Below are 13,243 nucleotides of genomic sequence, written 5' to 3'. Positions count from 1 at the left end.
GTGCGCGAGTCGCATGTGGCTGATCGCGCGGTTCCCCGCGCCCCTTCGGGCGCTCGTCCTGACGCCGTTTACATGATCGGGTCGGGTTCCCTCGCCAGGTCGGCGGCGCCGACCAGGCCCGCCTTGTTGCCCAGTTCCGCGGCACGGACCTCGGCCACCGGGCGCCAGTTGCCGCCCACCAGCCAGCGCTTGTAGGACTTGCGGATCGGGCCCAGGACCAGTTCGCCCTCGTCGGAGAGACCGCCGCCGACGATGAACGCGGAGGGGTCGAAGAGGGAGGCGAGGTCGGCGAGGCCCGCGCCGACCCAGCGAGCCAGCTCCCGGTAGGAGTCGACGGCCACGCGGTCGCCCTGGCGGGCGGCCATGGAGATGTGCTTGCCCTCGATGCCGTCGGGCGTGCCGTTGCCGAGGCCGAGCAGGATCTCGGCGTTCTCGGGGGTGGCGTTGGCGCGCTGCTTGGCGTACCTCACCAGCGCCCGGCCCGAGGCGTACTGCTCCCAGCAGCCCTGCGAGCCGCAGCCGCACAGCAGGCCGTCCGGCACCATCCGGATGTGGCCGAACTCGGCGGCCACGCCGAAGTGGCCGCGGCGCAGCTTGTTGCCGATGATGATGCCGCCGCCGAGGCCGGTGCCCAGCGTGATGCAGATGACGTTGCGGTGGCCCTTGCCCGCGCCGAACTTGTACTCGCCCCACGCGGCGGCGTTCGCGTCGTTCTCGACGACCACCGGGAGGCCCACGCGGGCCTCGACCTTCTCCTTGAGCGGCTCGTTGCGCCAGTGGATGTTGGGCGCGAAGTAGACCTCCGAGCGCTGCCGGTTGACGTAACCGGCTGCCCCGATGCCCACGCCGACGATGTCGTGTCCGACGCGTGCGCCGTCCACCGCCGAGGCGATGGCGTCCACGATGCCCTCGGGCGTACCCGGGGTCGGCACCTTGTGGGTCGAGAGGATGTTGCCTTCCTCATCGACCACGCCGGCCGCGATCTTCGTGCCGCCGATGTCGACGCCGATGGTGAGTCCCATGAATCCCTCAGTTTCGGTCGAGCCCCGCTACGGCCAACGGTACCCGAGGCCCTGCCGTCGGGTTCCGGTCGTCCGCTCGGTGGGCACCCTCCGGCGGCGGTGCGCCGGGGCCGCTCGGCCGGGGACCGCGGGCTCAGTCGAGGTCGATGCGCTCGCCCGGGCCGGCGTCGTCCCCCGGGTCGTGGCGTTCGTCCTGGTCGCGCGGGTCGTCCTGGTCGTCTCGGCCGGTCCAGCGGCGCTCCTGGGCCTGCACGGCGGAGCGGTAGGCGGCGAGCAGTTCGTTCCCGGCGGCCGCCAGGTGGTCGAAGACGTCCGGATTGCGCTCGATGACCGGTTCGACGGCCGCCTTGGCCTGGTCGACGACCTGCCGCACGACCTGCTGGGCGGCCGGCCCCGCGACCGCGCCGAACAGCGGGGACTGCAGGCCGGAGAGCCGGTCCGCGACGGCGTCGACGAACTTCTTCAGCTCCTCGGCCGCGGAGCCGGGGGGCGTGCCGTACCGGCTGCGGCGGCGGGCCTTCTCCGCTTCGAGGTCCTCGGCGCACGCGGTCGCCCAGGCGTCGGCGTCGGTCGCCCGCGTCTCGTCCACGGCTTCGTCGGGGGCGTCGCCGGACGGGGGGAGCTGTTCGCTCATGACGGACTCCTGCCTACGGTTCGTCCCTACGACGTTACCCGAACGGGCGTACCGGCCGGAGTCATCCGGAGCGGGGCCACAGCTTCGGGTCGGGGGCGAAGCGGATGCGCAGCTCGCCCTCGCGCAGGGCCGCCCCGTCGACGGTGCAGCGGCGCAGCGCCGAGGGCAGCGGGACGACGCGGCGGAAGGGGCCCGCGGTGACCACGAGTTCGTCGCCGCGCCGCACGAGGTCGAGTGCGTCGCGCAGGGCGCCGGGCAGCGGGATGTGCCAGACGAGCACGCCGTCCTCGCCGAGCCGGTCGGTCACGGGCCACTCGACGGCGGGGGCGGCCGTGCCGGGGCCGGGCACGGCCAGGGCGGCGAGGTCGTCGCCGCCGCGCGGGTCGCGGCCGAGGTGGGCGACGGTGCGGACGTCGTGGCTCTCGCGCCACTCGTCCAGCGTCTTGCGCTGCTGGGCGACCGGGCCGGCCAGCCAGGTGTCCGGTGAGGCCTCGGGCAGGACGCGGTTGGCGACGACGACGTCGGTGCGCAGGCCGCGCAGGGCGAGGCCGAGGCCGGCGGTGCGCAGCGCGTCGGCGCCGGCCGGGCCGGGCTCGGCGACCAGCCGTACGACGGTGTCGCGGTCGGCGACGACGGCCTCCACGGCGGCCAGCTCCACGTCCCAGCGGGCCGCCGTCTCGTACAGCCACTCCGCGGGCATAGGGACGCCGGCGAGCCGGCCGAGGACGGGGCGCAGGGCGCGGGCGGCCTGCCGTTCGGGCGGGAGCAGGCGGCGCAGGTAGCGGCGGAGTTCCTCGGGCAGGGCGAGCAGGGCGAGGGCCTGCGGGACCGGGGGCAGGTCGACGACGAGGAGCTCGTGCCTCTCCGACAGCGCGGCGTCGCGCAGGGCGCGCAGCAGGGCGAGTTCCTCCGCTCCGGGCAGGGGGGTGAGCTCCTCCGCGTCGAGCCGGGAGGCGCCGAGGAGGTCGAGGGCGGAGGCGGCGCGGTCCTGGAGGGCGGTGAGGTCCCGGCGGAAGTCCCGCGCGGGGTCGGGTCGCCAGGCGGTGAGGTGCGGGGCGGCCTCGACCGGGGTGGGGCCGGTCGGGACGCCGAGGGCGGCACCGAGGGTGTCCGTGCGGTCGGTGCCGAGCACGAGGGTGTCCGTGCCGCGCGCCGCCGCGGCCAGGGCGGTCGCGGCGGCGAGGGTGGTACGGCCGCTGCCGCCGGGGCCGGTGATCAGGAGGGTGCGCATGGGGGTGAACGGTACCGGCGTCGACCAGGTGCCTGATGTGGGGCCGCCGGACGGGGCCTTGCGCACACCCCGGCGGCACGACCGTCCGCAGCTCAGCCCGCCCAGGGCCGCGGAACTGCGCGACCGGCCACGACGCGGCCGCACCCGGCCAAGCACAGGCACCGCGCGGGCGCGGCCCCTACTTGCCCGACTCCACCCGCTTCTTCAGCCCCGCCAGCGCCCGGTCGATGATGACCTTCTCCGCCTTGCGCTTGATCATGCCGAGCATGGGGATCTTGACGTCGACGGTCAGCGCGTACGTGACCTCCGTCCCGCCCGCCCCCGCCGGCTTCAGCAGGTAGGTGCCGTCGAGGGAGCGCAGCATCTGGGACTTCACCAGCGTCCAGGAGACCTCGTTCGCCCCGGTCCAGGTGTACGCGAGCACCTGGTCGTCCTTGATCGCACCGGCGTCCATGACGAGACGGACCTGCTCCGCCCGGCCCTGGGCGTCGGTCTTGAGGACCTCCGCCTCCTTCACCTCGCCGGTCCAGTCCGGGTAGCGCGCGAAGTCGGCGATGACCGCCATGACATCGGCCGGGGCCGCCTCGATGGTGATGCTCGAGCTGGTGTGTTCCGCCATCGCCGTGGCTCCTCCAGATGCGGGCCGGTAAGAGGGTCGTGCGCACGTGTGTGCAGCGTGAAGGCTACCGCGCACGGGGCCCGCCGATCTCACCCGACCTGGGGCGTCCTCACCACTCCAGCGCCCACGGCTTCCCGGTCCCGGCGAAGTGCCCCACGTTCACGCACTCGGTCGCCCCGATCCGCATCCTGCGCACCAGCGGCTGGTGCACGTGCCCGAAGAGGGAGTAGCGGGGGCGGGTGCGGCGGATGGCGTCCAGCAGGGCCCGGCTGCCCCGTTCGAAGCGGCGCGCGACGGTGTCGTAGACGAGCTCGGGGACCTCGGGCGGGATGTGCGTGCACAGCACGTCGACCTCGCCGACCGCCTCGATCTTCGCCGCGTATTCCTCGTCGCTGATCTCGTACGGCGTCCGCATGGGCGTGCGCAGGCCGCCGCCCACGAAGCCGAACACCCGGCCACCGATCTCCACGCGCTGGCCGTCGAGGACGGTCGTGCCGGGGCCGGCGTACTCCTGCCACAGGGGCGGCATGTCGACGTTGCCGTAGGTGGCGTACGTCGGAGTGGGGAACGCGGCGAACAGCTCCGCGTACTGCTTGCGCACCGCCTTCTCGATCACCGCGGCCCGGTCGGCGCCGATGCCGACCCACAGCCGGGCCCCGAACTCCCGGGCCTCCTCGAAGCGGCGGGCGGTGCGCAGCGCGACGATGCGGTCGGCGTTCTCGACCCCGAACAGGTCGGGGAAGATGCCGCGCGAGTGATCGGCGTAGTCGAGGAAGAGGACGAGATCGCCCAGGCAGATCAGGGCGTCGGCGCCCTCGCCGGCTCTGGCCAGGTCACGGGCGTTGCCGTGCACGTCGCTGACCACGTGCACGCGCGTCCTGCTGTCTGCGACGGGTGTGGGTGCCATGACGATCAAGCGTAAGCGTGTGCGGCATACGTGAACAATGGCGGTCCTACCTGCGGTTACTGGCGACTGATTCCGGCCGTGGACTACTGTGCGCGAAGGAATACCCAACTGTGTGACGCAGCGAACATCTCGACGGGACCCCCTGTCGGAGAGCCATACCGGCGGGTAACGTCCGGGCAGTCCAGTCGTGCTCTGCATTTCAACAAGTGAGTGCCCGAGCACCTGCCCGAGCCTTGGACCGCACCGTCGCAGCACACACCGTCGTGGCGCCGGCGCCCTATGAGGAGCAGCAGTCTTGCGCGAGTTCAGCCTTCCGGCTTTGTACGAGGTCCCCGCGGACGGGAACCTGACCGACATCGTCCGCAGAAACGCCGCGCAGCACCCGGACGTCGCCGTGATCGCCCGCAAGGTCGGGGGCTCCTGGCAGGACGTCTCGGCCACCGCCTTCCTCGCCGAGGTGCACACGGCCGCCAAGGGCCTGATCGCCGCCGGGGTCCAGCCGGGCGACCGGGTGGGCCTGATGTCCCGCACCCGCTACGAGTGGACGCTGCTCGACTTCGCGATCTGGAGCGCCGGCGCGGTGACGGTGCCCGTGTACGAGACCAGTTCGCCGGAACAGGTGCGGTGGATCCTCGGCGACTCGGGGGCGACCGCCTGTGTCGTGGAGACCGGCGCGCACACGGCCGCCGTCGAGTCGGTGCGCGACGGGCTGCCGGCGCTCAAGCACGTCTGGCAGATCGAGGGCGGCGGCCTGGACGAGCTGGGCCGGCTCGGCCAGGACGTCACGGACGAGACGGTCGAGGAGCGCGGCTCCATCGCCAAGGCCGACGACCCGGCCACCATCGTCTACACCTCCGGCACCACCGGCCGACCCAAGGGCTGCGTGCTCACCCACCGCAGCTTCTTCGCGGAGTGCGGCAACATCGTGGAGCGGCTGCGTCCGCTGTTCCGCACGGGCGAGTGCTCGGTGCTGCTCTTCCTGCCGCTCGCGCACGTCTTCGGGCGGCTGGTGCAGATCGCGCCGATGATGGCGCCGATCAAGCTCGGCTGCGTCCCGGACATCAAGAACCTCACCGACGAGCTGGCCGCGTTCCGCCCCACGCTGATCCTCGGCGTGCCGCGCGTCTTCGAGAAGGTCTACAACTCGGCGCGCGCCAAGGCGCAGGCCGACGGCAAGGGCAAGATCTTCGACAGGGCCGCCGACACCGCGATCGCCTACAGCAAGGCGCTGGACACGCCCTCGGGCGCGTCCCTGGGCCTGCGGATCAAACACAAGGTGTTCGACAAGCTCGTCTACGGCAAGCTCCGCGCGGTCCTGGGCGGCCGGGGCGAGTACGCCATCTCCGGCGGCGCTCCGCTCGGCGAGCGGCTCGGGCACTTCTTCCGCGGCATCGGCTTCACGGTGCTGGAGGGCTACGGCCTCACCGAGTCCTGCGCGGCCACCGCGTTCAACCCCTGGGACCGGCAGAAGATCGGCACGGTCGGCCAGCCGCTGCCCGGCTCGGTGGTGCGGATCGCCGACGACGGCGAGGTGCTGCTGCACGGCGAGCACCTGTTCAAGGAGTACTGGAACAACCCGGGCGCGACCGCGGAGGCGCTGGCCGACGGCTGGTTCCACACCGGTGACATCGGCACCCTCGACGAGGACGGCTACCTCAGGATCACCGGCCGCAAGAAGGAGATCATCGTCACCGCGGGCGGCAAGAACGTCGCCCCGGCCGTGATCGAGGACCGCATCCGGGCGCACGCGCTGGTCGCGGAGTGCATGGTGGTGGGCGACGGGCGGCCGTTCGTCGGCGCGCTGGTCACCATCGACGAGGAGTTCCTGGGCCGTTGGTGCGCGGACCACGGCAAGCCGGCGGGTTCCACCGCGGCGTCGCTGTGCGAGGACCCGGACCTGCTGGCCGCGATCCAGGCGGCGGTCGACGACGGCAACGCCGCGGTGTCGAAGGCGGAATCGGTGCGGAAGTTCCGCATTCTGTCCTCCCAGTTCTCGGAGGAGTCGGGCCACCTGACGCCCTCGCTGAAGCTGAAGCGGAACGTGGTGGCGAAGGACTACGCGCACGAGATCGAGGCGATCTACGCGAAGTGACCCCTCGGGTCGGCTAGGGCGCGGTGTCCTCGGCGAGGACCCGCGCCATCGTGCGTTCGGCGAGGGCCGTGATGGTCACGAAGGGGTTGACCCCGAGCGACCCGGGCACGAGCGAGCCGTCGGTGACGTACAGCCTGGGGTATCCCTTCACGCGGCCGTAGTCGTCGGTCGCCTTGCCCAGCACGCAGCCGCCCAGCGGGTGGTACGTGAAGTCGTCGGCGAAGACCTTGCTGCCGGAGCCGAACAGGTCGTACCGGTAGATCGTCGCGTTGGCCGCGTTGATGCGGTCGAACAGTCTCTTGGCCATGGCGGCGGAGACCGCGCTGTGGGCGGCGGTCCAGCCCAGGCGCAGCGCGCCCGAGGCGGTGTCGTAGGAGAACGACGCCCGCTCCCGGTTCCGGGTGATCGCCAGGTACAGGCTCACCCAGTGCTCCAGGCCGGTCGGCAGCGGGGCGATCTCGGCGAACACCGGGTTGGCGTCGTTGGCCCAGTCGTCGATGCCCATGACCGGCATGGTCGACTGGTCGGCGCCGACCGTGTCCCACAGGTGGTTGGCCCGGCCGAGCATCACGTTGCCGTTGGGTCCCCAGCCGGCGCCGACGCTCGCGGGCAGGTCGGGCAGGGCGCCCGTCTCCCGGGCGCGCAGCAGCAGTTCGGTGGTGCCGAGGCTGCCGCCGCCGAGGAAGAGGTACGTGCAGCCGTACTCCCTGGTCCCGACGACACGGCCGGTGTCGTCGACACGGTCGGCGGTCAGGATCCAGGTGCCGTCCGGCGCTCTGCTGACCGCGCGGACCTTCTCCAGGGTGTGCAGGGTGACGTGGCCGGTGCCGAGGGCGGCGGCGAGGTAGGTCTTGTCGAGGCTGCGTTTGCCGTGGTTGTTGCCGTAGATGACCTCGCCCGCGAGCGCGGACTTCGGTGCGGTGCCGGCCGCCTCGCGCTGCATGTGACCGAAGTCGTAGACGCTCGGCACGAAGGTGGTGCGCAGGCCGGCCCGCTCGGCGTGCTTGCGGGAGACGCGGGTGAAGCGGTACCAGTCCGTCGACTCGAACCAGGCGGGGTCGACGGTGTTGACCCCGAGGGCGGCGCGGGCGCGCGGGAAGTAGGTGCCGTACATCTCGCCGGCGTCGACGGTGGGGAACTGCTCGGCGAAGTACGCGCGGGGCGGGGTGACCGCCATGCTCCCGTTGACCAGGGAGCCGCCGCCGACGCCCCGGCCGACGTAGACCGCCATGTGGTCGAAGCGGACGCGGTCCAGGACGCCCGGGTAGCGGCCGATGTCGCGGTTGACGACGTCCAGCCAGAGGAAGGTGCCGAGCGGGGCCTCGGTGCGGGTGCGGAACCACATGGAGCGCTGGTCCGGGGCGCGGGTGGAGCAGAAGACCTTGCCGTCGGGGCCGGGGGTGTTCCAGAGGCGGCCCATCTCCAGGACGAGCGTGCGGATGCCGGCCCGGGCGAGGCGGAGGGCGGCGACCGCGCCGCCGTAGCCGGAGCCGACGACGATGGCGGGGGCGGTGTCGACGGCGTCGGGCTGGGCGGCTCGGGCGCTGTCGAGACCGATGCGGGTGAAGCCGAGGGCGGCGGCCGTCCGGAGGGCTGCCATGCCGAGGATGTGACGTCTTGTCAGGTGACGGTTCGTCAGGTTCGCTGTCATGGGCGCAGCATCGGCGGTATGCGGGGTTCCGCCTAGTGGGGTGCCGCCTGATCGTTGCGAGCGGGTGCGGGCGGCCTGTGGCTCGTCGCGCGGTTCCCCGCGCCCTGTCGGGGGCGGGCCGTACTAGAGCAGGTCCTTGAGATGCTCGGCGAGGAGGTCCCAGCGCCACTTCTCCTCGACCCACGCGCGGCCCCGCTCCCCCATCCTGCGGCGCAGTTCGGCGTCGCCGAGGAGGGTGGTGATGCGGTCGGCCGCCTCCTCCGGGGAGCCGCCGCGCACCACCCAGCCGGTCTCGCCGTCCAGGACCGCGTCCGGGGCGCCGCCCGAGTCGCCGGCGACGACCGGGAGGCCCGTCGCGGAGGCCTCCAGGTAGACGATGCCGAGGCCCTCGACGTCCAGGCCGCCGCGGCGCGTGCGGCAGGGCATCGCGAAGACGTCGCCGGCGCCGTAGTGGGCGGGGAGCTCCGACCAGGGGACGGAGCCGGTGAAGCGGACCGAGGCGGCGACGCCCGTCTCGTGCGCGAGACGCCGCAGGTCCTTCTCGTACGGGCCGCCCCCGACGATGAGCAGCACCGTGTCCGGCTCGGCCGCGAGGATCCTCGGCATGGCCTGGATCAGGGTGTCCTGCCCCTTGCGCCGGACCAGGCGGGAGACGCAGACCACGACCGGGCGGTCCGTGAGGCCGAGGCGGGCCCGGATCCCGTCGCCGCCCGAGCCGGGGTGGAAGGTCTTCTCGTCGACGCCCGGCGGCAGCTGGACCATGCGGGCGGCCGCCTCCGGCGTGAGGGCGCCGGCGATCCGTGAGCGCGTGTACTCGCCGAGGTAGGTGATCGTGTCCGTGGCGTCCCCGATGCGGCGCAGCAGCTGCCGGGCGGCGGGCAGCTGCGCCCAGCCGGCCTCGTGGCCGTGCGTGGTGGCCACCAGCCGCTCGGCGCCCGCCGCGCGCAGGGCCGGTGCCATCAGACCGAGCGGGGCCGCCGCCCCGAACCACACCGAGGTGCAGCCGTGCTCGCGGAGCAGCCCGACGGCCCGCCGGGTGGCGCCGGGCGTGGGCAGCAGCATGGTCGTACGGTCGCGCACGACGGTGAAGGGCTGCTCGGCGTCGAAGGCGCGGGTCGCCTCGATCCCCTCCCGGCTCCGCTTCCAGGTCGACGCGTAGACGACCAGGTCCCGCGGGTCCAGCCGCAGCGCCATGTTGTGCAGGAACGCCTGGATGCCGCCCGGGCGGGGCGGGAAGTCGTTCGTCACGATCAAGGTCTTGCGCACGCCGCCGACCCTATCGAACGGCCCCTCACGGCCCTGCCCGGCGGCCCGTGTGGCACGCTCACAGCTGACGGGCCCATCATGGCCCTCTCGACACGGCACGCGAACGGGCAGGGATCACGTGAAGACGACGGGCACGAGGCGGTCCCTGGCATGGCTGCCGGTGGTCTGGTGTCTCACGAGGCTGACGCTGCTGCTGTTCGTGCTGAAGGTGTACGTCTTCCCCGGCCCGGACGTCACCAGCGACGTGCAGGTGATCTACCAGGGCTGGTACGGCGTGCTGCGCAGCGGAACGTTCCCTCTGGAGGACGTCACCTGGCAGTACCCGCCGGCCGCCGCGCTGGCGATCCTCTCCCCCGGCCTGCTGCCCTTCCTGGACTACGCGACGGCGTTCTTCGTGCTGGTGTGCGTCACCGACCTGGTCGTGCTGGCGCTGCTGGCGTACGCGGGACGCCGCCCGGGGCGGTCGCCGCGCGGCGCCTGGGTGTGGGTGATCGGCGTGCCGCTGCTCGGGCCGACGGTGTACGCCCGCTACGACGTGATGGTCACGGCGGTCGCGGTCGCGGCGCTGCTCGCGGGCGCCCGGCACCCGCGGGCGATGGGCGCCCTGGCGGCGTTCGGCGCGCTGCTGAAGGTCTGGCCCGCGATGCTGCTGCTGGCCGCCCGCCGCGGCAGCGCCTGGGTGTCGGCCCTGGTGACCGGGGTCGTGGTGGCGGGCGCCTCCGCCCTGGCCATGCCGGGCGCGTTCGCCTTCCTGACCTTCCAGCGCGACCGGGGCACCGAGGTGGAGTCGCTGGGCGCGCTGGTCTTCCACGTCGCCCGGCACTTCGGCTGGCAGGGCGAGGTGCGGCTGAACTACGGCTCGATCGAGTTCCTCGGGCCGTACGTGCAGGAGGTCAGCACGGGCGCGCTGTTCCTGACGGGGGCGGCGTTCGGCTGGCTGGTGCTGTGGCGGCTGCTGGCCCGGCGCTTCGAGGAGCACACCCTCGCCGACGCGGCGTTCGTGGCGGTGCTGATGTTCACCACCACCAGCCGCGTGATCAGCCCCCAGTACATGGTGTGGCTCGTCGGGCTCGCGGCGGTGTGCCTGTGCTTCCCGGGCAGCCGGATGCGGATGCCGGTCGCCCTGGTGCTCGTGGCGTGCTTCGTGACGGTGCTGGAGTTCCCGCTGTACTTCGCCAGTGTGGTGGCCAGCGACGGCCTCGGCCTGACCCTGCTGTTCCTGCGCAACGGCCTGCTGGTGGCGGCCACGCTGATCGCGGCTCGGGCGCTGTGGCGGGCCACGGTCCCGACCGCGCTCCCCGCCCCCCGGCCCGCTCGGCCCGCCGTCACCGGCGAGACGCCCGTCTCCTCCTGAGCCGGGAGCCGCCGGAGCACCCTCACGCCCCCGGCCCGCCCGAGGGGGCGGCGCCTCTCAGCCCAGCTGCGACCGCAGATAGCCCCGCCACTGCTCGGTGAAGGCCTCCGGTGTGGTCCCCAGGACCTCGCGCATCGCGTCCTCCACCGCCCCGGCGCGCTCGTCGTGCTCGCCCACGGCCCGGTAGAACGCGCGCAGCCGTGCCTCGCCCCAGCGGTCGGCGATCATCCGGCACGCCGTCCAGCCGCTCTCGTAGGCCCGGGCCAGCCGGCTCGCGTCGCCGGTGAAGCCGAAGTCCTCGTCGGCCGGGAGCGCCGGCGGGAGCCGGTCCTGGTCGACGGCGCGGGTCAGTTCGGGGGCGGCCTCGGCGGGCGTGCGGCCGACGGAGCGGTAGCCGACCCAGTCGGCGAAGCCCTCGGACAGCCACAGCGGCGTGGCCGCGGTGGTCCGGGCGCGGGTGGCGACATGGGTGGTCTCGTGGGTGACGACGACCTGCTCGCCGAGGCTGCCGAGGAGGGCGAACGCGTCCGGGTTGACGATGATCCGGTCCGCCGGCGCCCGGGCCGGGGCGCCCGTCTCACCGGTCGTGACGGCCGCGATGCCGCGGTAGGAGGAGGCGGGCGAACCGAGCAGTCCGGCCATCCCCTCCAGCGACTTCGGGACGAGCACGACGACGCGCCCGCTCCACCGCGCGCCCCACGCGTCCGACACGGCCGGCACCGCCCGGTCCGCCAGCTCGGCGAAGCCGCGCAGGGACCGGTCGGACTGCCCGACGCCGAGGACGAGGCTGTGCGTGCCCCGCACGATCCGCACCGCGCCCTGGTCCCACAGCTGCTGCGCGGACTTCTTCGCGGGCCGGTCGTCGACGACGGACCACCGGCCGTCGGCGTCCCGGCTCAGCCGCAGGGTGCGCCCGGCGGTGACCGGCGCCCGGTCGTACCCGGCGACGCTGTAGCGCAGTTCGGCGTCGGCGGTGGCCGTGTCGCCGCTGCGGCGCAGTGCGGTCACGCGGTAGGACCAGTCGGCCACGGGCACGGCCCGCAGCCGGCCGAAGTCGGTCCCGGCGCCCGTCCGTTCGTAGGCCCGCTCGTCGCGGTCGACGACCGCGGCGGCCCGCCGGTCCAGCAGCCGCTGGACGTCGGCCGTGGCGCTGTCGGCGGCGGACGGCCCGCCGCACCCCATGAGGGCGGCGAGCAGCAGCATCAGCGCCACCACCCCGGAGCCCCACCGTCGACCAGCCACGTTCCCGAGAATACGGGCGCGGGGCCGCGTCGGTCAGACCCTGGTGACCGACGACACGGGCATCATCCCGACCGGGTCGTAGCGCACGGGCGCGCCGGGGTAGGGGGCATGGATGACCTGGCCGTTGCCCATGTACATCCCGACGTGGCTGGCGTCGGACCGGTAGACGACCAGGTCGCCGGGGCGTGCCTCGGACAGCGGGACCTGCCGGCCGGCGAACCGCTGGGCCTGCGAGGTGCGCGGCAGGGAGACCCCGGCCTGCGCGTACGACCACTGCATGAGGCCCGAACAGTCGAAGCCGGTGGGCCCGTTGGCGCCCCACACGTAGGGCTTGCCGAGGGCGCTGCGGGCGGCGGCGACGGCGGCGGCCCCGCGCCCCGAGGCGGCGCCGGCGCCACCGAGGTCGGGCAGGTCGGCGCGGCCGGCGCGGGAGGCCCGGCCGTAGGCGTCGCGCTCGGCGTCGGGCAGGGAGTTCAGCAGCCGCCGCGCCGAGGCGAGCTTGCGCTCGACGCTCTTCTTGTGGGCGGCGACGGCCTTGCGGCTCCGCTCCAGTTCGCGGAGCTTGTCCGCGGTCTCCTCGCGGTCCTGGGCGAGTTCGCGCATGGCGTGCTGGAGTTCCTTCAGTTCGCCGGCCTGGTGGGCGGTGACACGGTCGAGCCGGGACGCCTTGTCGAGGTAGTCGTCCGGGTCGTCGGAGAACAGCAGGGCCACGGCCGGGTCGATGCCGCCCGAGCGGTACTGGGCACCGGCGAGCGAACCGAGCGACTCCCGCAGGGAGTTGACGCGCTGCTGTTGCCGGGCGATCCGGTCCCGGGCGGTACCGACCTCCTCGCGCAGGGCGTCGGCCCGCTCGTCGGCCGCGTTGTAGGCCTCGGTCGCCCTCTCGGCCTGCTCGTAGAGCCGGTCCACCTCGGCCCGGGTGTCGTCGTACGGTGCGGCCGCGGCCGGTACCGCACCCAGGGCGGCGGCCGCGACGGACAGCAGGCCGACCGCGACGGTGGCGCCCCGGTCGGACCCGGACGGTGCAAGGCGGCGATGGGACCCCACGGGAAGCCGCTCTCCTTCCGCTGACGGACTTGGAACGCGGCAGACAGTAGCCCCGTGACCGGGGGCCGCCAACGACCATCCGTGGGAGTGCGGCAGGACGCCCCACCGCTGACGCAGGTCACCGGCGGGGCGCGGGCTCACTCGGGACTGTGGTGATTCGCCCGAACGGCGGACACGG

Annotated in this window: 11 protein-coding genes; 2 read left to right on the top strand and 9 right to left on the bottom strand. The window is 73.6% G+C overall.

Translation table 11 applies throughout. The features are described 5' to 3' along the window. Window positions 1–68: 68 nt before the first annotated feature. The 5 genes from ACIGAQ_RS14055 to ACIGAQ_RS14035 all read right to left on the bottom strand — a co-directional run bounded on the left by ACIGAQ_RS14055 (window position 69) and on the right by ACIGAQ_RS14035 (window position 4,413). Window positions 69–1,022: an ROK family glucokinase gene (locus ACIGAQ_RS14055; RefSeq protein WP_094052469.1), complete on the bottom strand. Its 954-nt coding sequence runs from the start codon at window positions 1,020–1,022 to the stop codon at window positions 69–71. Window positions 1,023–1,155: 133 nt separating this feature from the next. Then, window positions 1,156–1,656 (bottom strand): DUF5304 domain-containing protein, encoded by a 501-nt coding sequence (locus ACIGAQ_RS14050; protein WP_399782430.1) that lies wholly within the window; start codon window positions 1,654–1,656, stop codon window positions 1,156–1,158. A 61-nt stretch (window positions 1,657–1,717) separates the two neighbouring features. Further along, entirely contained in the window at window positions 1,718–2,887 is a 1,170-nt protein-coding gene (locus ACIGAQ_RS14045) for an ArsA-related P-loop ATPase (protein WP_362280379.1), read from the bottom strand. A gap of 178 nt (window positions 2,888–3,065) precedes the next feature. Further along, the gene (locus ACIGAQ_RS14040; protein WP_311687561.1) at window positions 3,066–3,506 is read right to left on the bottom strand and encodes an SRPBCC family protein; all 441 of its coding nucleotides are present in this window, start codon (window positions 3,504–3,506) and stop codon (window positions 3,066–3,068) included. A 109-nt stretch (window positions 3,507–3,615) separates the two neighbouring features. Continuing rightward, window positions 3,616–4,413, bottom strand: a complete 798-nt coding sequence (locus ACIGAQ_RS14035; protein ID WP_399782425.1) for a metallophosphoesterase — start codon at window positions 4,411–4,413, stop codon at window positions 3,616–3,618. 295 nt (window positions 4,414–4,708) lie between these two features. Between ACIGAQ_RS14035 and ACIGAQ_RS14030 the strand changes: the two genes are divergently transcribed. Beyond that, on the top strand, window positions 4,709–6,505 hold the full coding sequence (locus tag ACIGAQ_RS14030; RefSeq protein ID WP_311687557.1) for an AMP-dependent synthetase/ligase: 1,797 nt from the start codon (window positions 4,709–4,711) through the stop codon (window positions 6,503–6,505). Window positions 6,506–6,518: 13 nt separating this feature from the next. On the opposite strand, the gene ACIGAQ_RS14025 is transcribed toward ACIGAQ_RS14030, so the two are convergent. Continuing rightward, window positions 6,519–8,105 carry a GMC oxidoreductase gene (locus ACIGAQ_RS14025; protein ID WP_399782422.1) on the bottom strand — a complete coding sequence of 529 codons (1,587 nt, stop codon included), beginning with the start codon at window positions 8,103–8,105 and terminating at the stop codon, window positions 6,519–6,521. Between the two features lie 174 nt (window positions 8,106–8,279). Next, window positions 8,280–9,422 (bottom strand): glycosyltransferase family 4 protein, encoded by a 1,143-nt coding sequence (locus tag ACIGAQ_RS14020; RefSeq protein ID WP_362280369.1) that lies wholly within the window; start codon window positions 9,420–9,422, stop codon window positions 8,280–8,282. A gap of 118 nt (window positions 9,423–9,540) precedes the next feature. Between ACIGAQ_RS14020 and ACIGAQ_RS14015 the strand changes: the two genes are divergently transcribed. After that, window positions 9,541–10,776, top strand: a complete 1,236-nt coding sequence (locus tag ACIGAQ_RS14015; protein WP_399782419.1) for a glycosyltransferase 87 family protein — start codon at window positions 9,541–9,543, stop codon at window positions 10,774–10,776. A 57-nt stretch (window positions 10,777–10,833) separates the two neighbouring features. Here the strand turns inward: ACIGAQ_RS14015 and ACIGAQ_RS14010 are convergent, their stop codons facing one another. Further along, the gene (locus ACIGAQ_RS14010; RefSeq protein ID WP_362280363.1) at window positions 10,834–12,018 is read right to left on the bottom strand and encodes a hypothetical protein; all 1,185 of its coding nucleotides are present in this window, start codon (window positions 12,016–12,018) and stop codon (window positions 10,834–10,836) included. Between the two features lie 33 nt (window positions 12,019–12,051). Next, complete coding sequence (locus ACIGAQ_RS14005) at window positions 12,052–13,065, bottom strand: NlpC/P60 family protein (RefSeq protein WP_311687551.1); 1,014 nt, start codon at window positions 13,063–13,065, stop codon at window positions 12,052–12,054. Between the last annotated feature and the right edge of the window lie 178 nt (window positions 13,066–13,243).

Origin of the sequence: Streptomyces sp. NPDC085932 (genome assembly GCF_044540525.1) — a bacterium.
Classification (GTDB): Bacteria; Actinomycetota; Actinomycetes; order Streptomycetales; family Streptomycetaceae; genus Streptomyces; species Streptomyces levis.
The sequence above is the reverse complement of the archived record's forward strand: the minus strand, read 5'-3'. Positions and strand labels throughout refer to the sequence as shown.

Bases quoted from the DNA above. Each gene is read 5' to 3' on its own strand.
- ACIGAQ_RS14055 (WP_094052469.1), bottom strand. From the start codon at position 1,022: ATGGGACTCACCATCGGCGTCGACATCGGCGGCACGAAGATCGCGGCC.
- ACIGAQ_RS14050 (WP_399782430.1), bottom strand. From the start codon at position 1,656: ATGAGCGAACAGCTCCCCCCGTCCGGCGACGCCCCCGACGAAGCCGTG.
- ACIGAQ_RS14045 (WP_362280379.1), bottom strand. From the start codon at position 2,887: ATGCGCACCCTCCTGATCACCGGCCCCGGCGGCAGCGGCCGTACCACC.
- ACIGAQ_RS14040 (WP_311687561.1), bottom strand. From the start codon at position 3,506: ATGGCGGAACACACCAGCTCGAGCATCACCATCGAGGCGGCCCCGGCC.
- ACIGAQ_RS14035 (WP_399782425.1), bottom strand. From the start codon at position 4,413: ATGGCACCCACACCCGTCGCAGACAGCAGGACGCGCGTGCACGTGGTC.
- ACIGAQ_RS14025 (WP_399782422.1), bottom strand. From the start codon at position 8,105: ATGGCAGCCCTCCGGACGGCCGCCGCCCTCGGCTTCACCCGCATCGGT.